The following is a 25,915-nucleotide window of genomic DNA, read 5'->3' as shown; positions in this document are numbered from 1 at the left end:
AAAATTATTATTATGAATACATTATTGGGTACCAATATGAGAAACAGAATGAAAAAAAATTGGACAATTTTTCTTGCAGCAATAGTTCTGAATTTAGTCGGAATAGAACTATTTGCTCAAGGCTTTATCAACAATGGAAATTATAATGCAACCTGTGGTGGAGTTATAAAGCTGAAAGCTACAAATGCCACTATTACAGGTTCGGCTAATTTAGGTCAAAGCGCGGCTAACGCTATTCCTGGTGTTGTCGAATGGGCTTCAACGACAGCTAATCAGGTCGTTCAGCCTTATTACTATCAGAGACTTGTTGTGTCGGGTGGCTCCAAGGTGATGCAGGACGGTATTCGCGTTATCGGCGAAGCTTGTCCTACTCCTCTTGCAGGCTATGCTCAACTTTCCACTTATCCGTTCTATTCGACTGCTTCATCGCTAAACTTTGGAACAGGCACATTCTACTATGCTGCTACAGGTGGTTCGCAGAATATTTATCCAACAACTGATCCATACTATATTATCAATGCTTCAAGCCAAGCTACAGTTGTTGCTGCAACTACTGTAACTGCATATCAGGTTAATGCAACAGACGATTTTGCAGTTGCTGGTACTTTGAATCTTGGTGCTGGTGCTTCTACCTTTGCAAGTGGGGCTCCTGTTACAGTTCAAGGAACTGGTACTGTTAATACTGGTGCCGGATCTGTTACTTTCAGCGATGCAGTTACTACGCAAAATGGTTCAAACTTTAATGTAACTGGTACTGGTGCTGTGAATTTCAATGGTACATTAGCTCTCAACGGTACTTTAACTGCTAACGATGGAGGTGCTGGCAACCTTGGTACAGTTACATTTGCAGGTGCTACAACTATCGGCTCAACAGGTGTCCTTAATTTAGGTACTGGTAATAATCTTGTTATTTCGAGCAGCATCGCAAACAATGGCGATGGTACAAATCTTAACTTTGCTTGCGGTTCGAACATTACTTATAACGGTGGTGCTCAAACTATTCTCCCAACTTTGAACCAGGATGGCAAACGTTATGGTAATTTGTTCCTCTCCGGTACTGGACTTAAAACTGGTGGAACTGCATCTTATGGCAACGATATTAACGTTTGCGGTAATTTCTCGCTTGATGGTGGCAATCTTGATATGGCAGCCAATAATGGCACCTTCCGTATGAACACTCCAACAGCTACCGCAACCTACACTAGTATGAACGAAGTTGTTGGTCTATTCTCGCGTGTAACTAATACAACTGCTCAAGCATATACTTTCAACAATACTAACACCATCGTTACTTTGGTTGCCGATGCAGATAACCCAACTTCGATTACATTGAATGTTCGTCCTGGTCAAAATCCATTCGATTATAACTCAACTACTGATGTAAATAGAAAAATCAACCTAAGCTATGCCGGCAATACAGGTGCTTTTGCAATGACTGTTCGTGCTGCTTATCGTGAAGACGAAAGAACAAACTGGACTGCTCCATACACTCAAGCATCACTTCGTATGTATGAAGCATCCAACCAGCCAGCTCGTGAAAAGGTTGGTACTGGCCAAATCCCAACAAGAACTGCTGCAACGGCAGCTTCTCTTGGTTATGTTGAACTTGCTGGTATTGGTAATACCGCAACTGCTAACTTGCCTAACGGCATCGGATTGTTCGCAAGCGGAAACGACATTGTTCTTGCTGCTGGTCCGACTACTTTCTACTCAATTACAGACGGTCGCTGGACAAATCCGAATACTTGGGATGAAGGTACTCGCCCATCTGAAGATGACAATGTTGAAATTCGCCATATGGTTTATGCTGGTATTGCTGGTCCATTTGCAGGAACTCCTGCTACTGGCAACACTACATCTGAAGCAAGCGTTTATGGTACAAATCCAGCCGCAAATTCAATTGTTGTAGCTAACTTAACAAATGCTGCATTTATCCTTGGCAACGAAGATAACGGAGCAACTTATGTATTCAAGACTAAATCAGCTCTCGGAGTTACGCTGCAGAACTTGAATACAAATACAATGCAACCAGCATTTGGAACAGGTATTGCTGCTAAATCGTCGTTTACTACTAATCCTGGATTTAATGGTATCTGGATTACTCCTTATGGTCCAAACCCAGCAGTACTTGAAACTAATGCAATTCAAAATAATGGTACTATTAACAACGAAGGCATTATTGAAATTAATCAATAATTTCTGTTAAATAATTGTTCGTAAAAGCCCGGTGTATCGAAAAAAAACACTCAAAACCTCGAGAAACCGGGCTTTTATAAACTAAAAGAAAAAATGAAAAGAATACTAATACATATTGTTGTAATGATAATATTAGCTACCACACAGATGGCAGCTCAATATGTATTGGATAATTCCGGTGGTAAAATCAACAACAAAGGAACTATCAAAGTTAAAAATGGGCAGGTAAATGCTTTGCCCGATACATTGGGTGGTCGTGTCGAATTTTTGCAGCAACGCGAAGGTTCTCAGCAAGTAGTCCCGAATATCGTTTACAATCAACTTGTGCTAAAAAACAATGCTAAAAAGATTGTTGCCGATTTTAAGGATCAGAACAATCGGACTCGCAATTTGATTGTTTTGGATTCGTTGATAATTGTCGATGGCGCCGATTTTACTACTCGCTGGATTGGACTTCAACCCGAAGACGTTATAGCACGTTCAACTGTTGTCAATCGCGACGCACGCTACGATGGTCCACGCGATTTGCGCTTGAGCAACGATAATGCACCGCAGAACATTTTAGCAAATGGTCAATTTTCACGTCTAAATATTGATAATCCTTTTGGCGTGAATGTAGTCAGCGGTGGGTTTCAGATTACCGAAAAACTAACACTTACTCGCGGCACTCTCAATAATACGGAAGCCGAGAATTTCGCAATGGCAGATTCTACTGAAATCGAACGTTTTACCGGTAGCAGTTTATCAGTCGAGCCAATTTTTGAAGGGCGCGTAGATGTTCGCTATTCGGGTAATGGCTCAATTATTGCAAGCGGTGAGCTTCCATCAAATGCAAATTCATTGCAAAAACTAATTCAAGCAAATTCAGGTGACTTGATTATTGATAAAAATGTTGCAGTAAACGATAGCCTTTACGTCGGTGGCAGAATTTTTTTGCAAGATACACTGACAATTGCATCCACAAAAAATCCTGTCTATAATGAGAACAATCCAAATGCTGAAATTAGCGGAACATTGCGGCTTACTCGTGTCCGTACCGGTGGCGAAAGAATGCTTTTGCACAATCCATTCACTTATGCCATTTTCCCTGACGAAAACTCGGCTAATGGTATAACTGAGTTGATTGCTACTGTTCGTCCAGCAACTTTCCCGATGCAACCTTTGGGCAATACAAAAGTTCGCCGTTTCTTTGAAATTCGTGGGAAGAATTCCTCAGGCGAATTTGTTGATGTCGGAACAAATATGCTTTTCGGTTATGGATGGCGTCGCTCACAAACTGATACTCTTGATGAACAAAACAATTTACAATTTGAGCTCCTAAAATTGCAAAGTTGGTTCGCAAATTCCTGGGTTGATCTGCAAACTTCTGCCGAACCGCAATGGGACACAGCTCGTGGTTGGGCATTTAGTTATGCAACAAACATTAACAATTTAGGTTATTTCGCAATAGGTAGTACTGCGGCTGCACTTTTTCAGATTGCGGGTAAAGTATTCTTAGAAGGTGCTTATCGTTTTGGCTCGATGGCGGACGACCTTCGTCAGCGAGGCTATTTGCCGGTTCCTCCACCTGATATTTATCCGTATAACCTGGACCCGATGAGGCAATTCTACGTTACAACGCAGCTTCCTGATTCAGTAGTTGATTGGGTGGTTGTAGAATTTCGCAAAAGCTTCACTCAACCGGGTATTTTTCGCACTTACCTTGTCAAGCGAGATGGTCGTTTAGTTGATATATACGGTAATGAGGTGATCGCAGTTGCAAATTATAGCCAGACAAACCGATTGGATAGCAGCGATTACTATGTTGCAATTCGCCACAGAAACCATTTGGCAGTAATTACCAAAGAGCAGGTTTCAATTATGCCCGGGGTAACCCGCAGTTTAGATTTTACCTCACCTGATTTAGTAATGGGTGGTGTTTCTTCGCTGAAACGTGTTGATAAAAATCTTGATGGAAGTTTTGTTTATGCCTTGATTGCCGGCGAAATGAACGGCAGTATTTTCGAAAACGGTCGAATTGATGATAGAGATTTTTACTCTATCATCCCTGATGCAAACATTTGGGAATATAATTTATTCAATGGCTATCTTGTCGGCGATATGAATATGGATGGAATTATCACTACACGAGATTTTAACATTAGCTTCAACAATAGAAATAGAGTTTCGGCTATCCCATAATGAAATATATTATATCAATATTAAGTGTTTTCATTTTATCGCTTATTTCACTTCAATCTCAGGTGCTTATAGACGACACACTGGCTGTTGCATCTGTTAGAAATTCATATAAAGCATCTCCAAGCACTTTTGAATTTGATATTTATATGCAGCGAACAAGCGATATCTGGCGGTACTATGCTAATTCTACATTTCAATTTGAATTTGCTAATATGCCAGATTATGATTACACTAATTTGAAACTTGAAATGATACCTCAAACAAGCGAATTGCCCGTTGTACTTCCTGGTGGTCGTCCATATAAAATTTTCACTGGTACTCTGAAAGATAGGATTCAAGTAATTGTTTTGGGTCCCGAAACACTTAATGATGTGCTTCTAATACCACCTGATACGAGTGTGAAAATTGGTCGTTTTCGTCTTTCAACACGGGATGGTTCGCCAATTGAAGAAAAAATTTATTGGAAGCGTCCCACGAATTATTATCAGGCAGTTGCTTTTAAATATCATGATGGAGATCCTATTCCAATAGAGATTTTAGATGTTGAAACAGATGATAACATTGAAATGGGAGATGTTTCTACTTCTCTTGTATCATATAAAGACGACCCCACCAAACCACCTGCAACATCGCTTGATTACTTCTTTGCTCACTACGTCGGAAACTTAAAAGTGGAACTCTGGTTCAAAACCCACTCTGAATACAAAACCAAGGGCTTTATTATCAAGCGTGCAGTGCGTGTTCCTTCGGCAGATATGAATTTGGAAGATATTCCGGACGCTGCCTTTACTGTCACTGTTGCTGATTGGAACGACCCGAAATTTTCCAGTATGCTAACTGGTCTATACAGTTCACCAACGGGCAAAGAATACGGCATAATTACAGATGATATTGAATATCGTGGTGTGGAGTACATTTACAGACTTTATTATCAAGACGAGAACGATAGAATTATCAAACTTGCTACTCGCCTGGTTCCTGTTCCAAATGCTGTTATAGAATTTGCCCAAGCAGACCCAAACCCTTTTGTTTCTGAAACAAAAGTTCGCTATTTTGTCCGCGATGATGTTCGGCTTTCCTGCTACGTTTACGACCGCTCAGGCAAGCAGATAGCAACTTTGCGTGATAATTCTTCGAACGATTTGCTCGAATCGCGCATTACTCCTCGCGGCTGGCACGAAACTTACTTCAAAGCTTCGGAGATTACTTCTCAGGGAAGCTACGACATTGTTTTTATTGCATATCCGATTAACGATCCGGGTGTTGAACTCTCTCGCGCTATTGTTAAAGTACTGTATGTTCGGAATAAATAAACTTAATGAAATCATTTCTTATAATATATTGTCTTTTGCTGATACATTTAAGTATCCTGCATTCTCAAAGTATTATTGTAACCAATCCTCGTCCTATCTACTTCGTTGATGATACAGTTTATTTAAATTTGCAGCCTAATAGTTTCAATTTTGTTGATATTACCGGTTTCGATGATTCCGTAAGTTACTTTTTTGGAAGAATTCCATCGAAAGATGGTTATTTTTTGTTTCGAGTTCCCTATGTGAAATCTAAAAATTTACAAATTGTTGCAAATTTTGAAAATTATTCCAAACCGGTTGTGCTCTGGCACAGAGAAAATGCACATACTTCGGAAATACGTTCAGTTTTTTTTGCAGTACAAGATTTTGCACTTGTTACCGCCAACGCAAATGAGGTGAATTTCTGGGATATTGCAAATCGCCGACTTATTAAAACAATAAATCTGCAACAATTTGGGCAAATTCGTTTCGTTCTGCCGACACCATCAGCGGACACACTTTTTGTTGGTACAGTAAACGGGATTTATATGTTCGATGCTGCTCGCATAGAAAAAAAAGATATTGGGATAGGTCTTTTTTCCGGTAATGTGCGAAGAATTGCCCACCATCCAACAAAAAAAATCATTGCTTTCGGTGCAGATAGTGGATTTGTCGGTGTTTTCGATTATCAGAAGTTTGATTTTGTAAAGACTTATCGGGTTGATTCGTCAGCTGAGGGAAATGAGATTTATAGCATCGCATTCTCTCAAACGGGCGATAGCCTACTCTGCGGTGCATACAACGGTTCGCTCCATCTAATAAATACGGTTACAGACGATATACGTAAGTTCGGCTCGCACGGTCTGGGCAATCAAAATACTGTTGTATTTGATGTTGATTTTGCTGGTGGCGCTCCGTTGGTTTTATCGGCAGCAGCAGACGGAAAAGTGCGTTCGTGGCTGATCCCAGATTTGTCATTGTCCCGCGAAATAGAACTGCATAGTGGGCACGTTCGTTCGGTTGTTGTACCGAAAAACGGGAAGTATTTTGCTTCTGGTTCTTTGGATAGTAATTTGAATTTCGTGGATTTGCTCACAGGTTCGCTTTTCTACCAACATAGATACAATTCGCAGTTCATTTATTCTACAATTTCAAGTAATGGAAAATATCTTGCTGCTTCGGCTCGTGATGGCTCGTTCATTTTATTGCAATTACCTGAAATAACTTCGCAGCAGGACACTATTTCACTGAATTGTGGGTATAAGTTTGCTGTCCATCTGCAAGATATTCAAGCCAAATTCGGTGAAAAGAAAATTGTTGAACTTAAAGTAAGTCACAATTATCAACCGAGTAAAATGCCTCGCAATAGATATTTCTTCGAACTTCACGCCAATTACCCTCACAATTTGCTCTACTGGGATAATGAACTAATACCCGGCAAAATACAGTATAATATGAGTGGCGAGGTGTCTAATGGAGTTTCTGAAAAATTAAATTTTCTTGCCTTAGGTTCGCAAATTGGTAAGTCTATCATTACAATTGATACGATAATTCCAACTAATCCCGATTTTTACTATTTCTTCGGTGAATCATCGATTGTTAAGGTCATCTCTAATTGTTTCTGGGATAGCGACAAAGAAATTCTGGTTTTCGATAAACCTAAGATTAATGCAAAATATTCAAACAATATTCTTACTCTTAATTTGTTTTTAGTAGAAGAAGCAATGTATAAATTGCAAATTTTCGACATAACTGGAAGGCAAATTAGCGAGCAGGAAGATATATATTTACACAGCGGGACTACACAAATTTTACGAAAAATGAATTTGTCCGATGGCATATATTTTGTTAATTTAATTTCTGATAGTGGATTTATTTTAAACACAAGATTTATTACAAATAATTAATGATAAGAAAAAAAATACAATATTTGCTAATTACTCTATTTTCGATTTCATTCTCAAATGCACAAATTCCTGATGGTTACCTGCGAGAATTTTATACTTTGCCTTCGCTGGACACCTTGAAGGTAGAACGCTACTACGGTGATTGGTGGTTTGGAGTGTTCGGCGGACCGAACATTAATTTGTTTTTCGGCGATTTATACAGCAAGATAAATCCACTTATCAAAGACACTTTATATAATCCACAAATTAGTTTCAATTCAACTTTCGGCGGGGGCTTTTATTTTGGTGTAATGGCCGAATATAAGCCCAGAAATGAAAGATTAGCCTATTCGCTTGGCATTTCGTTGCTCGACCGCAAAGCCTTTTCCACTCGAACAAATCAAATGGACGATAGTTTGAGGACCAGGTATGAATATAGATCAGTTCTTGATTATATAATCCTATCGCCGCAAGTAAAGTATTTTTCAGATATTGGCGGTTTGTATTACTACGGTGGACTTGATATCGGATTTAACCTCAGTGCAACAGCAAAGCAAGCAAAGCGTTATATTAATTCTGGAATAATTGATGAATTTGTCCGCGTTCCGGGCATAAAACCTAATGTGCGTCTGGAATTTAATTTAGGTGCGGGTTATGAGTTTCTGCTTGCTGATTATGCAGGCAAAGCACGTTTTATAGGCAATCCATACGTTGCTATCAATGGCGGAACAAAAGCACTATCGCAACTTAATTCTTCATGGAAAACTCTTGGCTTTAAAGTTGGTTTTGCAATAAAATTTGGTAAAGACCACCGAGAATTTGATACACTGCGATTTGATGAAACTTACGTCGAGCCTCCGCAGTTCTTAGCTCAGGTTTCTGTGAGTGGTGTGGAATTTACTGGTTTTCGTTCGCCCGAGCCGCTTGTAGCAGCGTGGTTGGCAATGGTTGAATTGCCTGAAATAATTGAAGAAGTTGCAGAAGTTACTACTCCAATTTTTCAGGAAGAACTTCGCCAACGTGAAATCACTGGGCAGGTTCGTCGCAGGATTATCCCGAATCAGATGGTTGCATTTAGTTTTGATAAGCCAGAAACAACAAATCTAAGCCCACAGATTATAGAATATCTGGACCTGCTCGCCGATTATTTGCGAGCCAATCCAAACTTTGAAATTCGTATTACTGGACACTCCGACAACCAAGGAACATTGCCACAGAACACTCAGCGTGCTGCTACCCGCGCAACTAATGTGCGAAATTATTTGGTTAATCAAAAAGGAATACCGGCAAATCGTGTTCTTGCAACAAGCCGAGGCGCTCTCATCCCTGTTGCTCCGAACGATACTCCTGCTAATCAACGTAAGAATAGGCGTGTCGAAATAATTGTTGTTCCAAGATAAATTAATTGGAGATAATTTTTATGAATGTAGAAAAATTGATTTGTGTAATCGAAGACAATACTCCAATCCGGAAGCTTTATTGTACTTTATTGAAACGTGCTGGTTATGAAACAGTAGATTTTGAAGAAGGCAAGCCCGCAGTTGAGTGGTTATCGGCTAATCTTGTGAAAGCGATTATTATGGATATACTTTTGCCAGATATGAATGGCACTGACCTTTATTATCAAGTGCGGCAAATTGATATTCATTCAGCAACTCCTATTATTGCTATTACTGGATTTGCAACTACTCAGGATAGACAGAAATTCGTTAATATTGGCTTTACGGGTTATATTCCTAAACCGATAAACACAACTACCTTTGTTTCTGATGTTGAAAATATTATTAAACAAAAATAAAAGTTTTGCAATATGGCAAATGATACATCTTTTGATATAGTCGTCAAGCAGGCGGGGCAGAAAAGGAAATCTATCCTGTTCGATTTTCGGCGAACTTATGTTGCTTATATAATTTTGATAATTCTTGTGGCTGCAAGCTTTGCCATAAGGGATTTTGTTAAGCAAAATGTTGAGAGCACTCGCCGTCAGGAATTCGACAAAGCTGTAAGCTCTATCGCTACTCGTATTGAAAACTACCTCGACCGTCAAAAGCAAGTGTTGCAATCTATTCACGGTCTTTATTATCAAAATGTTGAAGTTGTTCGCGACTATTTCGAACTATATGGAACAGTTCCCGCGAAGACCTACTCATCTATTTTGAGCTTATCCTACGTTCCTTATGTTGATGGTAATAATATTGCGAATTTTGTTTTTTCTGCTCGCTCTCAGGGGTATTATGATTATGAGTTGAATCCACCCGGCAACAGAAAATTCTACTATCCAGTTCTACATTGTGTAGATTACAATAAAAACATTCATCGAATTGGGTTCGACTACTCAACTATTCCAGAAATTTCTTCGAGTATAGAACTTGCCCGCGACGACAACCAATTGATAGCTACAAAAGTGTTCCCCATCAGGCAGGATACGATGGGGTTCTGCCTTATTCTACCTATTTATCAGCAAGATGCAGACGTCTCAACCCTAGATAGCCGACGTTCGAAATATTATGCTTCGCTTGTAATGGAAATAGACGTTAAAAACTTTTTCAAAACAGCTCTCAAAGGTGAAAAAGACGATTTTTTCCCAACGGATACATCAGTTATTTTCAAGTATTATCAAATTGATGATAATAAGCAGGAAGAAATTTTTGCTTCCGACAATGCTAAATTGCTTAAAACTGGCTTCAAGCCAATATTAACCGACGAAGTGAAACTCAACGTAGGGAATAAGCAGTTCGTTGGTCATTTCTATACTATTCCGAATTATGGCGGGAAGTTACAAGAATATTTGCCTGAACTATCATTTGCAGCGTCATTTTTGCTTAGCTTCTTCCTGTTTGGTTTCATTATCTCGGTTCTTACAAGCCGTGCCCGAGCCGAAGATATTGCAGAACGAATTACGCGTTCGCAACGCAGAATTCTGGAAGCAACGAAAGACGTTATCGGCGTTATTGATTTTCAGGGGAAATGGAAAACTATCAACCCCGCTGTGCAAGGTATGTTCGGCTACTCGATTACAGAATTTCTAGCTTTGAATTTCGCCGACTTGTTTATGCAAGAAAAAGATTTTAATCAACTAATAAACATTATTAATAATTCCCAAGATGAACACACCGAAAAAGCAGACTTCCAGATGAAAAACCGTTCTGGCGAACTTGTTTGGGTAAGCTGGAACCTGACAACATCTAAATCTGATGGCTTTGTCTATGCAATTGGCCGTGATGTAACGCTCGAAAAACTTGCCGAACAAGAAGCAGAAATCAAACGCAAGCAAATCGAAATTGCTGAGCAATACGCTCTCGAAGCAAGCCACGCTAAATCGTTCTTTATGATTAAGCTCAGCCACCAGCTTCGTAACTCACTTACCGGTATTATCGGTTACCTGCAACTTCTCTCGAACAAATTCTATGAAACAGAAGATGAAATGATGTCTTACCTGCAATATGCAGAGCAAAGCTCGGAGGAAATATTCACGTTTGTTTCTGATATTGTCGATGCTGCTCTGGACCAGGGCGAATCCTCGCTCGATAGATTCGTTACAACCAAAATAGAGCCAGCTCTATACAATGCTCTGGAAGTCTATAAAAAGCAAGATAGAAAAGAAAAAATATTCCTTAATATTGATACATCGGAAACAACTTCAACTGCTGTGGTTAGCCCGTCTCTTCTTGAAAAATCGCTGGTATTAATATATGATGCTTTAACTACTGATATGGATAATGTTTCGTTTGATGTAGTTGTGCAGGAAAATACTTACGACGGTGCCGTCGAACTTCAAATCCTTGGACCCGGCAATAGAGATATTGCTGAATTAATCAAAATTTACAGAGACAATCAGAATAATATTATAAATGTGATAGGCTTGGACAAGCAAGATGTAATTCTGAACTTTGCTAAAGCATCATCTATAATTCGTCGGATGAATGGTGCAATGAGTGTCGAAACTTTTGGCGGCGAAGAGGGCAACTTAGTAATGCTCACTCTTCCAATGGTTAAGCGAACATAGGGGAGTGAGCTTTATAAATATTTGGGGCTGTATCTACAGCCCATTTTTTATAAAATGATAACATCTCTTCCTTTTTCTCAAATCAGTTAGTTTTAATGCATATTAAATTATTGAAAAATCATACGGTCATTCATATTAAAGAATAGAATAAATTTTACGATAATCAGTCTAAGAATTATACGATATTAAGAAAATTTATCGTAAGGGTTATTGATTTATATTTCTACAAAAGGCTTCTTTATGAGAACAATAATAGTCTTGCTTGTAGCAATTTTGGCTTATAATCAATTGCATTCAGGTTGGATAGTCCAACAAAGCAACACAACAGAAGAGCTGAGAGATGTGTTCTTTTTAGATTCAACTATGGGTTGGGCTGTCGGAAATGCTGGTGTAATCCGTAAAACAACGGACGGAGGAGCAAGTTGGATTTCGCAGGCAAGTGGGACAAGCAACACACTTTTCAGTGTTTGTTTCGCAAATGATCAAGTAGGTTGGGTTGTGGGTCAGAATGGCACAATCCGCAAAACAACGGACGGAGGAGCAAGTTGGATTTCGCAGGCAAGTGGGACAAGCAACACACTTTTCAGTGTTTGTTTCGTAAATGATCAAGTAGGTTGGGTTGTGGGTCAAGGTGGCACAATTCGTAAAACAACTAATGGTGGAAGCAGTTGGGTTTCGCAGACAAGCTATGTTAATCTAATCCTTCTAAGTGTTCATTTCGTTGATGCTAATTTCGGTTGTGTCGTCGGGCAAAATGGAACAATATTATTGACTTATGATGGTGGAACAAACTGGTTCAGCCAATCAATAGGTGGGACCTTGCCACTTTATAGCGTTCATTTTGTAAACTACAACTATGGATGGGCAGTCGGTGGTGGTGGTGTAATATATAAAACTACTACTGGGGGCACTTATTGGTTCCAACAAACTTCGAATACAAGCAATTGGCTTTATGGAGTTCATTTTCTTGATATAAACAGAGGTTGGGCAGTTGGTGATGGAGGAATAATTCTTGCAACAACAAATGGAGGTTCGCAATGGTTTGCCCAAAATGTGAACTTGCAGCAAGCGATAAATTTTAATAGTGTTAAATTTGTTTCCCCGCAAAAAGGTTGGGTAGTTGGAGCCAGTGGCAGAATTCTTGCACAATATACTTTATCGCCACCTACTTTAATTTCACCCATTGATGGAGCAACAAATGTTTCTCTTTTACCTCAATTTATCTGGTCAAATGATCCTTATGCAGCTTATTATAGGATTCAAGTCTCTAAATTTAGTAACTTTTCTATTCTGGCGTTTAACGACACTGCTAATAACTCATCGAAAACTATTCTCCTACAATCAAAACTGGATACTAATACATTGTATTATTGGCGTGTGAAATCTTACGATTTGAGTGGTGATTCCTCTTTGTGGGCTGGTGTTAGAACATTTACTACCGAACCCATTTTGCTCCCGCCTGATTTAGTCTCGCCTGCAAATAATTCTACTTTGCTTTCGAATACTGTCAATTTCGTTTGGAATACTTCAACTAATGCTGAAAATTATATTATTGAGATTTCCACTGATAGTTTATTCTCAACTGTTTTAATAAATTATACCACTAATTCAACAAACTATTCGATAAATACTCTTTCATTTGCAACAACATATTATTGGCGAGTGCGAAGTGCCAATCTGTCTCAGATAAGTGCCTGGTCTGCTAAGAGAAAGTTTTCAACGCCTGTGCAGCAACTTTATCAAATCGAAGGTACAATAAAATATGCAAATACTGCTCAAACTCCTATGGACAACTGCGTGGTTCGCTTGTTAAATTCATCAGGGCAGCAAATTACACAAACCACCACAAATTCTCTTGGCTACTTTATATTTACAGGTTTGTCAAATGGGAACTATTCATTAGATATTACAACAACAAAAAATTGGGGAGGTGTTAGTATAGTCGATGTTAACTTAATCCGGTTACATCTTAATAATGTGCAATCGTCGTTTACACCACTGACTGGTGTCAGATTAATTGCTGCTGATATAAACGTAAACAATCAAGTTAATATAGTCGATGCAAATCAAATAAGAAGGCGATTGAATAATTTGCAGCCATATACTTGGACCGCTCCTAATTATGTTTTCTATCCTACTAGTGTTGAAATAAATGGTGCAAATGTTACTCTCAGTATTCAGTCGCTTTGCTCTGGTGATATTAATGGGAGCTACACTCCATAAATAATTGAGATATGTTCAACTAATAATAAATTTCAACTATGAAAAAAATTGTAATACCTCTGCTGATATTATTTTACTTGATGCCGGCAAATCTGTTCTCGCAGAATACAATTACTCTTACAATTGGAACAATTCAAGCGGCGCCGGGGCAATTAATTTCAATTCCAATAAGTATTAGTGGTGCTAATGGTACAAATGCCATTGGTGTGGGACAATTTTATATTTTTCATACCAGCGGTATTACTAAAACAGGCGCAAATGTCGGTTTTTCGTATGGTTCATTAACAAATCCTAACGAGTGGCAGGGTAATTTGGAGTACGATCCAACTATCATTAGCAACACCTGGATGGTTTCAAATTTCAACGATGTTAGTTTTCCAAACGGTTATGTTTTGTTCTACATCAATGTTTATTACAATAGCACAGGTACAGTCCCTCTAACCTGGGGAACATCTGGGCTAACGGAGACCCTAGTTGATAATAATTTTGGCACATTGTATGGTTCTGTTAATTTAAATTTTATCAATGGTGCAATTATTCCAGCTCCTCCACAACCAGGTGTTCCAAATTTGCTGTCTCCAGCAAACAATGCAAGCGGTGTATCGATATCACCGACATTAGAATGGCAGGCTTCATCGAATGCGACAAGTTATCAGGTGCAGGTGTCAGCAAGCAATACGTTTAGCACAACATTGATAGATGAACAAACAACAGGGACAAGCCGGCAGTTGAGCAATTTATCGTATAGCACGACGTATTATTGGCGAGTGAGAGCATCAAATTCGAGTGGCACATCAGCTTGGTCTTCGGTGTGGAGTTTTACAACGCAGCAAGCACCGCTATCGGTGCCGGTGTTATTGTCTCCAGCGAACAATGCAAGCGGTGTATCGATATCACCGACATTAGAATGGCAGGCTTCATCGAATGCGACAAGTTATCAGGTGCAGGTGTCAGCAAGCAATACGTTTAGCACAACATTGATAGATGAACAAACAACAGGGACAAGCCGGCAGTTGAGCAATTTATCGTATAGCACGACGTATTATTGGCGAGTGAGAGCATCAAATTCGAATGGCACATCAGCTTGGTCTTCGGTGTGGAGTTTTACAACCCTTTCAATTCCGCTTCCGGATAATTGGAATTATACTAATAATACGGGCAATTATGCAGTTATTGGATTAAACCCAAACGGAGTATATAAAATTGACGATAGGAACATTTCAAATGGAGATGCTATTGGTGTGTTTTGTCTTGATGAAAGCGTTGAGAAATGTGCCGGATATATGATATGGAATGGACAAAACTTTGGTATAGTTGTTTGGGGAGATGATGATTATACGCAAAATACAAAAGAGGGTTTTTCTTCGGGCGAAACATATATTATTAAAGTCTGGGACGCTCAAACATTATCCGAACACTACGCCGATTTCAATATTACATCAGGTTTGAGCACTTACCAACCGAACGGTATCACTTTGATTGATACCATTCGTGCAATAGTAAAAATAACGCACAATATTTCCTTAAATACTGGATGGAATATGATTTCTAGTTATGTTTTACCTGATTTATTAAACATTTCATACTTAATGTCCCCTATATCTCAAAAATTGCAGATAATGAGAAATAACTATGGACTTGTTTATTCTCCGCCATTTTCATCATCACTTAGCCAGTGGAATAGATTTCACGCTTATCAGCTTCGTCTGTCCAGCCAGGCAACATTGCCAATATATGGAATTAAGATTACCCCCCAGGCTTTGCCAATATTTTTATCTACGAATTGGTATTGGTTGCCTTACCCAAGGACTTCTTCGATGTCATTGACATCTGCATTATCAAGCATATTAAATAAAATATTGCAGGTGAAGTCCATCTATGGGCAAGTATATCATCCGCCATTTTTCAATACTTTGCAAACATTAGAGCCAGGAAAAGGATATATGATAAAAATGATACAAGGTGCAAGATTAGTATATCCAGCTAATTCAGCAACTAAAACAGTTACATCAAAGAACAGTTTTATTGAGCCATCCGTATTTATCCGAAAAAATCATATCACAGGTAAAACCGCAGTAATTCCGATGGAAATTTCAAATATTCAAGATGGCGACGAAGTAGGCATTTTCACTCGCGATGGCTTGCTTGTAGGTTCAAGTGTATGGCAGGAAGGATCGCGTGGTGTGGTCGTTTGGGGCAACGATGATTTTACACCAGAAAAAGATGGTGCTTACGAAGGCGAGGAACTTATTGTAAAGGTATGGAGCCGTAAAGATCAGGCAATAGGCAGTCTTCAAATTGCAGAAACACGTAATTTATCAGTTGGAGAACTACAACAAACTCTTAGATACGAAACAGATGCAATTCTTATGCTCAAAGGTGTTGTGGAATATGAAACTACTTCTCTGACAATCACTCCACAACCAGCAACGGAAGAACTGTTTATTTCATACGGTGAACTTTCAGGCGGGACCGTAGAAATTGAACTCTACAACCAAAACGGAGGTTTGCTTGTTCGCCAGGTTCACAATTCACCAGACAGCGTAATTAAACTTGATATAAGTAGCATTCCGAGCGGTGTGTATTTTGTTGTTCTTCGCAATGGTTCTTTCCTTGCGAACAAAAGGGTTGTTGTCGTCAGGTGATTTATAATTTAAGTAATTCGGCAGGCTGCACTTTTTGCGTGTAGCTTTTTTTTTTGAAAGTGGTAAATCTTTTCTTTTTTATTTTTTTAGTAATCTATTATCAATTATTCTTTTTTATTTCAATTTTTTAATCTATTAATTTTCGGTAACTTTGTAAATATTTTTTGTGAATTTTTATTGACTTGGTGATTTATGAAAGATATTAAAATCAAACCCGCGAGTAAAACACATAATGTAACTTACGCAATTCGTGATATTATCGTTCTGGCAGAAGAAGTAAAGAAAAGTGGCAAGGAATTGCTTTATCTGAATATTGGCGACCCAAACGTTTATGATTTTGTTACGCCAAAGCACGTTATCGAAGCTACTTACAAAGCAATGCTCGAAAACAAAAACGGCTATGCTCCATCGAGCGGTATCAAACCTGCTATTGACGCTATTGTTCGCGATGCTGAACGCAAAGGAATTAAAAACATTTTAGATGTTTTCATTACAACAGGTGCAAGCGAAGCAATTGAAATTTGTTTGACTGCATTGCTCAACCCCGGCGAAAATTTCCTTATGCCGACTCCCGGCTATCCGCTATACACAGCAGTCCAAAGTAAGCTTGAACTTGTTTCCAATCCCTACTATCTTGACGAAGAAAACGGCTGGCAACCCGATATTGAAGATATTAAATCAAAGATTAATGATAAAACTCGTGCTATCGTTCTTATTAATCCGAACAATCCAACAGGTTCGGTTTGCAAGAAAGAAACATTACTAAAAATTATTGATTTAGCTTTGGAACACAATTTGGTTATCATAGCTGATGAAATCTATGATAAATTAATATTTGGGGAAAAAGAATTTATTTCGATAGCATCTCTTAATCAAGAGGTTTCTTGCATTACATTCTCGGGATTATCCAAAAATTATATTGCTCCTGGTTTTCGTTTAGGTTGGGGCGTTGTCAGTGGCAACCGTTCAGTTCTGAGCGATTATATTGATGCTATCAATAAGCTACTTCGTGCACGTGTTTCGGCTAACCACCCCGAGCAACACTCAATCATTGCGGCTTTGGACGGCGACCAGTCCCATCTTACCGATGTAAATAACCGACTGAAAAATAGGCTCGAAATCACAATGAACAAACTTGCTACTATTCCAGGTATTTCGCTTGTTCGTCCTGATGGTGCCTTCTATGCTTTCCCGTCAATTGAAGTTGAAGATGATAACGATTTCTGTAAAGAATTGCTCAAAGAAACAGGTGTTGTAGTTGTTCCGGGAAGTGGGTTTGGCCAGAAACCTGGTTCGCATCACTTCCGAATTGTTATTCTGCCACCCGAAGAAATTCTGAACAAAGCATTTGATCGCATTGCAGAATTTTATGCAAAATATAAAGTATTATAAGTTTGATTTAAATTGAGGCATTTTTGAAAATTTTGCAACTTGCACCTCGTTTTCCGTTTCCTTTGGATGACGGTGGGAAAATAGGCATAGCTAATATATTTATCAATTTGAGCCGTTTGGGATGCGAGGTGCATTTGTTCGCTTTCGAAGATGTCAAAATTAGCGATAATGCCTTAGACGAAGCAAAACAATACGGGAAAGTTACTATTTATCCGCATATTCCTAAAAATTCATTGTTTGGAGCATTTCTTGCATTTATAACTAACTCTTCACTGTATTTAAACAAGCATTATTCGGCAAAAGTACTGGAATATTTATCTGCTCTTTGCGAACAAGAGCGCTACGACGTTATCCATTGCGACCACACAGCAATGGCAAGACTTGGGATTGTCCTTGGTCGCAAATTTGGAATACCCGTTGGGCTCCGTCTTCATAACATTGAATTTATGATATGGCAGCGCTATGCTGAAAATCTTAACGATACAAATCCCAAAAAATTGTTCATTAGACAACAAGCAGAAGCACTCAAAAAAGCAGAAATCGAAATTATGTCTGCGGTAGATGCTTGCTTTGCCATTACTGAAAACGAAGCAGAATTAGCTCGCCAGCTTTCGCCCAATGCAAATATTTTGTGTGTTCCCGTTGGTGTCGATTGCGAAAAATTTAAATACGCTGATATGAGCAATCGCGAAAGCAAAACGCTTGCTATCGCAACCACTTATAAGTGGCAGCCTAATGTAGATGGTTTGGTCTGGTTCATCGAAAATGTTATGCCAAAGCTCAAAAATGAATTATCTGGTGTTAAACTAAATCTCTACGGAAAAGGTTTACCCGAAAAACTTCGAAACTATGCTCGCCTGGGTGTTTGTCCAATAGGCTATGTCGAGGATATTGTCCCTTGTTTGCAAAAAGCAACTCTATATATTGCACCGTTGTTTGTTGGGGCAGGTGTTCGTGTCAAAATTCTGGAAGCGATGGCAACAGGTTTGCCTGTTGTTGCAACAGATATTGCTGCACAAGGCATTTCTGCCGGGAAGGCACAAGGACTTGTGCGTGCAAATTCTGCCGAAGATACAACCAATAGCATTTTGGCTTTGCTCCGAAATAAGCAAATGCTCTCTATTCTTGGCAAGTCTGCCGCTGATTATATACGTGCAAATTATAGTTGGAAAACAAACGTTAAAATTATTCTCGAAGAATATCAAAAACTCATCTTTTTAAACGTCTAAATCTGACATAAATAATAATTTGATTATTTCTTAAGATTTACTTAATTTATCGAATATTATTAGTATTTTTCGAGCATAAAGATGGAAACAATTCAACTTATTGGGTATCAGACAAGTTCAGGTGAATATAAAAAGCTTCCTTTATATTTGATGAGTGTTTCGGCAGGAACTCCGACACCAGTCGACCAGACAATCGAAAGCGAAATTGATCTTAATGAATTTCTTGTTCAGCATCCTGCTGCAACATTTTTCGCTCGCGTTAATGGTGAGTCGCTTCGCCATTTCGGTATTTGTGATGGCGATATTTTAATTGTAGATACCGTTATCGAGCCAACCGACGGAAAACTTGTTCTATCCTCTATCAGCGGCGAACTAACAATTAAAGTTTTTCGTAAATTTGGCGATGTTCCATATTTGCAATCAGCTGATAATCAATTTCTTCCTCTAAAAATAGATGGTTACGTCGAATTTATATTGCTCGGAGTTGTTACAAAAATTATTCATTCTCTATAATTCGGCATAGTAATTGATTATTCGGAGATATTGTTTTGTTATTATTTGGATAAATGAATTATTATGCGAGCAAAAAAATTACCGGAAATAAAAGAAAAATTCTATTACGAAGCTCCTGTTCTGCCGGCGCAGTTTAAAGCCGGTGGCAAACCAGTTGTTGCAGAAAAAATTAATTCACTTGATTTAGTTCGCTTGCTTCTTCCAAGTAAAGGAAATTATTATATGGTGCAAGTTTCTGGCGAAAGTATGATAGAGGAGAACATTTTCGATGGCGATATTCTGATTGTTGAAAAAAACAACTACCCAAAAGATGGTGATATTGTTATAGCTTCGCTAAACGGCGAAATGCTTGTGAAAATTTTTCGCTTGATTAATGGGAAAGTGTATTTGTTTTCGGCTAACAAAAGATTCTTCCCTATAGAGATATTTCCAGATTGGCAGTTCGAGATTCTTGGTATAGTACGCCATTGCATTCATAATATGGTGTAGCAATGAATATTTCAGAAGATACTCGGCGTGTGATTGATTTTCTCGAAGCTTATTCTGAATCGGGGCTTCGAAAAAAGAATGATTTAGAAGTGCTTCTGGAAATTTCTGCAAGCCGTGGCGACTTTGCTTTTGCTAATAAGCTTATTTTCACAGGAAAAAGCGTTTTCCAATTATACAAGACTTCCAAAAAATCTATAGGCAATAGTGCCGATTCTATAAAAACTCAGTTTATTTCTTCAATCGAAGAATTGCGGCATCTTCTGCGTACTGCCGTAGATGATGCCGACGAACAAATCAAAAAGCGTTTCGACGAAACTTATTTCGTAGATACCAATGGGGCAGTGGCAAATTTAATTGATTTGTCGCACGATTTGTCCATTCTCAAAGACCTGCAAACTGATAGGAATCAATCAATTAAGCAGCAAGGCAATGACTTGTAGCGAATTCAAAATGCAATTTGCCGGACGGGTAATTTTAGCTTTTGTTACTGACGAAGTAACCCATCTTTTTAAATTCGAAGCACGCTACATTACTTTTTTTATGAAGCGATTCATTGACGAAAAACTTCCAATGTGGCGGCATATGTATTTTTATGAAGTCGATAATCTTAACGTAGAAGTAACAGAGAACGGTAAAATTTGCAAGTTCGAGGATAAAGCCAAATTCCTCTATCTCTGGGCAAAACGTTTAGACCAAACGAGTGGTGTCTGCGTTATACGTAGCACTTTTCTGCCGCCCGATATGTCCTTGCTCGAAGGAAAACGTGCAAAAATGTTTACTTTAAGGTTCAATAATGATTAATCTTTCAAAATTTGAGTTTTCTTCTTCAAAAATTGCAATACTGCGTAAACAATAATTGCCGAAATTGTCAAAAAGAACCATATATCAAAATGATCGAACGCCTTAACTCTTCCGTATTCCTGAATAAAATTAAAAATAAACACAATCAAAACAACAGCAACAAATCCATCTTTTTCTTTTCGTAATACTTTTTTAATTCTAAATTTAGTGTCGGGAGGCATCCAATTCCGTAAATTTGGAACAAAAGCTGGTACCTTCGATGCCCAATTAATGTAATCATCACCAAATTTTGTGCGCAAAAACATCTCTTCTGCAAACATTATTCTTTCATAATACAACCAGAAACCTAAAATAAAAACAACCACGAACCAAACACTGTTACTGAGCATTGCCAGTCCGAGCCACATAAAGAAATTTCCAAGATATAGTGGATGACGAACAAGTGAATAAGAACCTGTGGTGTTCAGCCGGTCGGCAACCTGCTCTTTTGTGTTTCTTCCAGATGTCCGGTCGGGTGTATGTCCAACAGTATATACACGAATTGCAAAGCCTACCATACTTACTGCAAAGCAAGATAGTATATACAAATCGCTTAATCCTGTAAGGTTCGGCCTTGAATATATTTTGTTGAAGATGAAAATACCCAAAGCTGTTAAAAAAGCTACTAACGGAAGCATACTCCTATATCGGAAAAGAAAATTCCCGTGACGATTAAATTCTTCAATTAAAGGCATATTATTGCTGAGCAAAATAATACATATATTAAAATATGAATAAAACAAAATATATAAAAGCAAAATTACACTATTTCAATAATCATAGCGTTTGCCTCTCCTCCACCAATGCAAAGCGAGGCAATACCAAGCTTTTTATTGTTTCTCCGAAGTGCATAAATAAGTGTTGTAAGAATTCTCGCACCCGATGCCCCTATTGGATGACCAAGAGATACAGCTCCACCGCTAATGTTTATTTTTTCTATCGGGATATTCAAAGATTTTATTGCATATAGCGGAACAACAGCAAAAGCTTCGTTTATTTCGAACAAGTCAATGTCGTTTATATCAAGATTTGCCTTTTTTATCGCTTTTTTAATTGCAGAGGCTGGGGCAGTGGTAAACCACTCGGGTGCATCAGAAAAAGAAACGTGAGCAATGATTTTTGCCAGAGGCTTCAAATTATTACTACGGACATATGTTTCTGATGCGACTACCAATGCTGCAGCTCCGTCGTCAATTGAGGAAGCATTTGCAGCTGTTATTGTGCCATCTTTTTTGAATACAGGTTTTAATTGAGGTATTTTATCGAATTTTACTTTTTCTGGCTCTTCATCTTTGTTTATTGTAACCAATTCTTTTCCAATACTTGCTTTGATTGGTATAATTTCGTCTGCAAAATAGTCATTTGCTTGGGCTTCAAGTGCTCGCTTGTAGCTTAATATTGCGTATTCATCTTGTTCCTGACGTGAGATATTGTATTCTTCGGCACACTTTTCAGCCAGTAATCCCATATGCGATTGGCTATAAATATCCCAAAGTCCGTCATAAATCATCATATCAATGAGTTCAGAGTTTCCCATTTTATAGCCCGAACGAGCCTTTTGCAAAAAGTATGGTGCATTGGACATAGATTCTTGCCCACCAGCCACAATTACATCGGCATCACCGCAACGGATTGCCTGTTCGGCAAGCATTACAGATTTTAGCCCGCTACCACAGACCTTATTGATTGTCATACACTCGACCGAATAAGGCAAATTTGCAAAAATTGCTGCTTGCCGGGCTGGTGCCTGACCAACTCCACCAATAAGCACATTCCCCATTATCACTTCGTTGATATCTTCTTTCCGTACAGCCGATTGCTCTATTGCTACTTTGATTGCTTCAGCACCCAGCTGAGGAGCTGTCGAGTTTGATAATGCACCCATAAATGCGCCTATTGGAGTTCTTTTGGCTGAAAGAATATATGCCGTCATTTTTCTATTATCCTCAAATTTTATAAAATAATTAATTAAAACGAAAAATACTAATTAATATTAGATTACTGAAATATAATTATTTAATAAAAATTAAAAAATTAAAATAAAATTATAATTAATTAATTTTCAGATTTTTTGACATAAATAACTTATTTTAGTGTATATCTTATTGATATTTTTTGCATAATTTATTAATTTTGATAAACTTATATTTGTGGCGAAGAAGATGGAAAATATTATTGAAAAAATCATTAAAGAGGATTTTTTAGATATCCTTCCTTTTCAAATTGCGTTAATGGATAAAAATTATAAGGTTGTCTGGGCGAATTCTCATTTCAAAAAATTTTACGGGGACGACAACATAAACAAAACTTGCTACTCTATTTGCAAGAAAAATCAGTTCCCATGCCCATATTGCAAGGTGCCGGAAGTAGTGCGCGGTGGCGAACCAATGGTTGCATACGAAGTTTTGACTGATGCGCTCGGAAGAAAATTTAACTATTCCGTCTTCTTTGTTCCCGTCAAAGACGAAAGCGGTGAAATATCATATATTCTCGAAATATCAACTGAGCAAAAGGATTTAGGTTGGCAAAAGGAATATAATTTATTGTTCGATTTAGTCCCTTGCTATATAACAATAATTGACAGAAATTTCAATATTATTCGAGCAAATGATAAGTTTCGCGAAACTTTTGGCGATAGCCGAAACAAAACTTGTTTCGAAGCATACAAAAAACGCCGTACCGAATGTCCGAGCTGTCCCGCTGTTATGACTTTCGAAGATGCTCAGTCACACACTTCTACTCAAATTGGTTTCAGCTCTAGTGGCGATAAAACATATTACCTTGTTACTACTGCTCCAATTACTTCCGACGAAAAAGGCATTTCGCTTGTGATGGAAATTGCTTTGGATATTACTGAAATTAATAATTTGCAAGAGCAACTTAAAACTGCTCACGATTTCTATAATTCTGTTATTCAGCATTCCTCGGAAGGAATAATTGCTTTCGATGCCAAAGGAAAAATTCAGATTATTAACAATGCTTTTCGTAGAATTCTGAACTGGCGGGAAACAAAGAAACCAAGCGTTAACTTAATTAACAGAATTCTTCCCGAAGAATTTTTCCGCTATACCGAGGGAGAAGAAATGCTAATGAAACCTCGCGAAATTGAAATTTTGAATATTGATGGCGCAAAAGTGCCCGTGCGATTTTGGGCAATTGAACTGCACGACAAGAAAAATCCACTCGGAAGAGTTGCTTTTATGCAAGATTTGCGCCCTCTTAAAGAAGCTGCTTACGAAAAAGATCTTGTCCAGCAAGATGTTCGAGATGATATTTTCAGTTCGCTTGGCAAAGCTCTGGATATTTTGCAGGATGTTATTGAATCGGAATTCAAAAGGCTTGAGGATAAAATTGCAAACAAGGACGAAAATGGAATTAATGAATGCCTTGCGCTACTTAAATTTAAGTTCGAACATACTCGTAGAGTGAAAGATGCCTTTGTCGAATTTTCTAAACGCCATAAAGTTCAAAAAGAGAAAATAAACGTAAATAATCTTTTAGATGAAATATACAATGATTTCAACGAAGCTGCTGTGCTTCACCACCTTGATTTCTTTGTTGAAAAGTCAAAAGATAATTTGTTCGTTGAATGCAATCCGAAAGGAGTTAAAGCTTGCATTGATATTATGATACTCAATTCGTTGAATGCACTTTCCAAAGTAGACAACGATGGATATATTAAATTAAAAGCATATCAGGATTTAGGCACTGTAGTTATCGAAGTGCAGCACAATGCCTGCCGCAAAAGTATTGCTCCGCCAGCGAGCGTTATTAAGGAAGATTGCTTCGGGGTCAGCACAGCCGAATCAATATTGAAAGAAAATTACGGGGTTATTGACATTATTTCACGAAGCGGGGTTTGCACCTTTAAGATTAAGCTTCCGAAATAACTTTAAAGCCATCTATATAATTCAGAATAAAGTGAATAACCATATTTCGAAAAATTCTCGAAATATGCAGAAAACCACTGAAAAAGATTCACTCCACTTTGTTGGGAATTAATAATATCAATCGGCGAACTAATTCCGCCAGTGCGAATGACATAAAACTCTTTTCTTAAATTTTTCCCACTTATGTATTTCGCAGCGTATTTGCTCTTTTCGAAGGAATTTTCTTTTAGCAGTTTCCCACTTAATCCACCGCCAAAAGTTGCAGTAAAATAATCATAATTTTTAATGTCTTTGCTGCTTACAAATTGCCTATAATAATCATATTTTGTAGATGTGTTGCCTATATTTATCCCATCATATCCGAGTTCGACAAGCAAATCAATCATAGACGGGATTGCTTCTATTTCAATATCATTCGAAAATTTAACAATAACAGGTAAGTTGCGTTTGCGTTTTTTCAGATACTTTTCTGAAATAAACACTAATCTATTTGAAATATCTCTATCAATAATATTATGTGTTGTGCTATGATGAGATACATTTGGACAACTTTCGTTTAGTTCGATAAAATCGACCCCAGCTCTATCGTATAGCTCAAATCCTTCAAGTATTCCAGTAAGAATTTCATTTGCATTCGCACCCGTATCGGCAGCAATCGATGCTCCAATGGGGCAGCCTTTCTGCTTCTGCACCTGCGATAACCTTTTGGCAACAGCCGAGTGCCCTTCGTTTGGGAGCCCCATCCAATTCGAAGCGCTTTCTGTTTCTGCATACGGAACAAATGGGTGCAATATCCCATTTGTTATGTTTCCCGAGCGTGGTTTACTTGTTGTTGTGCCGGCAAGAAAAGCTCCCGCACCTTGCTTATAGACAGTGTCATAGCCAACACCTTTTTTGAACACACCTGCCGCATTGAAAATTGGCGAGCGAAACTCAATATTCCATAGCATTTGTTTTAAATGCTCGGGCGGCAAAGTTTGCTCGAAATTCAAATTAGTTTCGAATGCTTTTAGAAATAATTTGCGAGAATATGAATAAAGAAAAATCGGCACAGCCGAAGGAAGTTTCAAAATTTGCTTTCTTATTATTTTATCAAAGCGAGCTGCAAATTCAATGAAATTCAATTTTTTGCT

At 38.2% G+C, this 25,915-nt stretch carries 19 protein-coding genes; 16 read left to right on the top strand and 3 right to left on the bottom strand.

The annotated features are described in order from the left end of the window. Nucleotides 1-48: 48 nt before the first annotated feature. The 15 genes from AC6QZF_RS02705 (at nucleotide 49) to AC6QZF_RS02635 (ending at nucleotide 20,853) form a co-directional block, all read left to right on the top strand. The gene (locus AC6QZF_RS02705) at nucleotides 49-2,196 is read left to right on the top strand and encodes a beta strand repeat-containing protein (protein WP_499798340.1); all 2,148 of its coding nucleotides are present in this window, start codon (nucleotides 49-51) and stop codon (nucleotides 2,194-2,196) included. Between the two features lie 93 nt (nucleotides 2,197-2,289). After that, nucleotides 2,290-4,377: a hypothetical protein gene (locus AC6QZF_RS02700; RefSeq protein ID WP_499798339.1), complete on the top strand. Its 2,088-nt coding sequence runs from the start codon at nucleotides 2,290-2,292 to the stop codon at nucleotides 4,375-4,377. Then, nucleotides 4,377-5,690, top strand: a complete 1,314-nt coding sequence (locus tag AC6QZF_RS02695; RefSeq protein WP_499798338.1) for a hypothetical protein — start codon at nucleotides 4,377-4,379, stop codon at nucleotides 5,688-5,690. The genes AC6QZF_RS02700 and AC6QZF_RS02695 overlap by 1 nt, the downstream gene beginning before the upstream one ends. A gap of 5 nt (nucleotides 5,691-5,695) precedes the next feature. After that, nucleotides 5,696-7,576, top strand: coding sequence for a T9SS type A sorting domain-containing protein (locus AC6QZF_RS02690; protein ID WP_499798337.1), 1,881 nt, complete (start codon nucleotides 5,696-5,698; stop codon nucleotides 7,574-7,576). Then, entirely contained in the window at nucleotides 7,576-8,955 is a 1,380-nt protein-coding gene (locus AC6QZF_RS02685) for an OmpA family protein (RefSeq protein ID WP_499798336.1), read from the top strand. Before AC6QZF_RS02690 ends, AC6QZF_RS02685 begins: the two co-directional genes overlap by 1 nt. 20 nt (nucleotides 8,956-8,975) lie before the next feature. Further along, nucleotides 8,976-9,353: a response regulator gene (locus tag AC6QZF_RS02680; protein ID WP_499798335.1), complete on the top strand. Its 378-nt coding sequence runs from the start codon at nucleotides 8,976-8,978 to the stop codon at nucleotides 9,351-9,353. Between the two features lie 12 nt (nucleotides 9,354-9,365). Continuing rightward, entirely contained in the window at nucleotides 9,366-11,561 is a 2,196-nt protein-coding gene (locus tag AC6QZF_RS02675; RefSeq protein WP_499798334.1) for a CHASE domain-containing sensor histidine kinase, read from the top strand. Nucleotides 11,562-11,801: 240 nt separating this feature from the next. After that, nucleotides 11,802-13,784 carry a WD40/YVTN/BNR-like repeat-containing protein gene (locus AC6QZF_RS02670; protein WP_499798333.1) on the top strand — a complete coding sequence of 661 codons (1,983 nt, stop codon included), beginning with the start codon at nucleotides 11,802-11,804 and terminating at the stop codon, nucleotides 13,782-13,784. A gap of 38 nt (nucleotides 13,785-13,822) precedes the next feature. Beyond that, entirely contained in the window at nucleotides 13,823-16,429 is a 2,607-nt protein-coding gene (locus tag AC6QZF_RS02665) for a T9SS type A sorting domain-containing protein (protein ID WP_499798332.1), read from the top strand. Nucleotides 16,430-16,621: 192 nt separating this feature from the next. Beyond that, nucleotides 16,622-17,821 (top strand): aminotransferase class I/II-fold pyridoxal phosphate-dependent enzyme, encoded by a 1,200-nt coding sequence (locus AC6QZF_RS02660; RefSeq protein ID WP_499798331.1) that lies wholly within the window; start codon nucleotides 16,622-16,624, stop codon nucleotides 17,819-17,821. Between the two features lie 23 nt (nucleotides 17,822-17,844). Beyond that, the gene (locus AC6QZF_RS02655; protein ID WP_499798330.1) at nucleotides 17,845-19,050 is read left to right on the top strand and encodes a glycosyltransferase family 4 protein; all 1,206 of its coding nucleotides are present in this window, start codon (nucleotides 17,845-17,847) and stop codon (nucleotides 19,048-19,050) included. Between the two features lie 81 nt (nucleotides 19,051-19,131). Continuing rightward, nucleotides 19,132-19,563: a LexA family protein gene (locus AC6QZF_RS02650; protein ID WP_499798329.1), complete on the top strand. Its 432-nt coding sequence runs from the start codon at nucleotides 19,132-19,134 to the stop codon at nucleotides 19,561-19,563. A gap of 63 nt (nucleotides 19,564-19,626) precedes the next feature. Beyond that, a complete protein-coding gene (locus AC6QZF_RS02645) occupies nucleotides 19,627-20,052 on the top strand; it encodes a LexA family protein (RefSeq protein WP_499798328.1) in 426 nt (141 codons plus the stop codon). 2 nt (nucleotides 20,053-20,054) lie between these two features. Next, nucleotides 20,055-20,492, top strand: a complete 438-nt coding sequence (locus AC6QZF_RS02640) for a hypothetical protein (RefSeq protein WP_499798327.1) — start codon at nucleotides 20,055-20,057, stop codon at nucleotides 20,490-20,492. Then, nucleotides 20,482-20,853: a hypothetical protein gene (locus tag AC6QZF_RS02635; protein WP_499798326.1), complete on the top strand. Its 372-nt coding sequence runs from the start codon at nucleotides 20,482-20,484 to the stop codon at nucleotides 20,851-20,853. The genes AC6QZF_RS02640 and AC6QZF_RS02635 overlap by 11 nt, the downstream gene beginning before the upstream one ends. Here AC6QZF_RS02635 and AC6QZF_RS02630 read toward each other — a convergent pair. Continuing rightward, the gene (locus AC6QZF_RS02630; protein WP_499798325.1) at nucleotides 20,850-21,587 is read right to left on the bottom strand and encodes a methyltransferase family protein; all 738 of its coding nucleotides are present in this window, start codon (nucleotides 21,585-21,587) and stop codon (nucleotides 20,850-20,852) included. The two genes, AC6QZF_RS02635 and AC6QZF_RS02630, sit on opposite strands and share 4 nt — an antisense overlap. A 65-nt stretch (nucleotides 21,588-21,652) precedes the next feature. Then, complete coding sequence (locus AC6QZF_RS02625) at nucleotides 21,653-22,825, bottom strand: thiolase family protein (protein ID WP_499798324.1); 1,173 nt, start codon at nucleotides 22,823-22,825, stop codon at nucleotides 21,653-21,655. Nucleotides 22,826-23,054: 229 nt separating this feature from the next. Between AC6QZF_RS02625 and AC6QZF_RS02620 the strand changes: the two genes are divergently transcribed. After that, nucleotides 23,055-24,782, top strand: coding sequence for a PAS domain-containing protein (locus tag AC6QZF_RS02620; protein ID WP_499798323.1), 1,728 nt, complete (start codon nucleotides 23,055-23,057; stop codon nucleotides 24,780-24,782). A 2-nt stretch (nucleotides 24,783-24,784) separates the two neighbouring features. Here the strand turns inward: AC6QZF_RS02620 and AC6QZF_RS02615 are convergent, their stop codons facing one another. After that, nucleotides 24,785-25,906 carry a beta/alpha barrel domain-containing protein gene (locus AC6QZF_RS02615; protein ID WP_499798322.1) on the bottom strand — a complete coding sequence of 374 codons (1,122 nt, stop codon included), beginning with the start codon at nucleotides 25,904-25,906 and terminating at the stop codon, nucleotides 24,785-24,787. Nucleotides 25,907-25,915: the final 9 nt, after the last annotated feature.

Origin of the sequence: Eximiradius sp., assembly GCA_937127445.1 — a bacterium.
Classification (GTDB): domain Bacteria; phylum Bacteroidota; class Ignavibacteria; order Kapaibacteriales; family UBA2268; genus JAKIZO01.
This window is presented reverse-complemented; position numbering and strand designations above follow the sequence as displayed.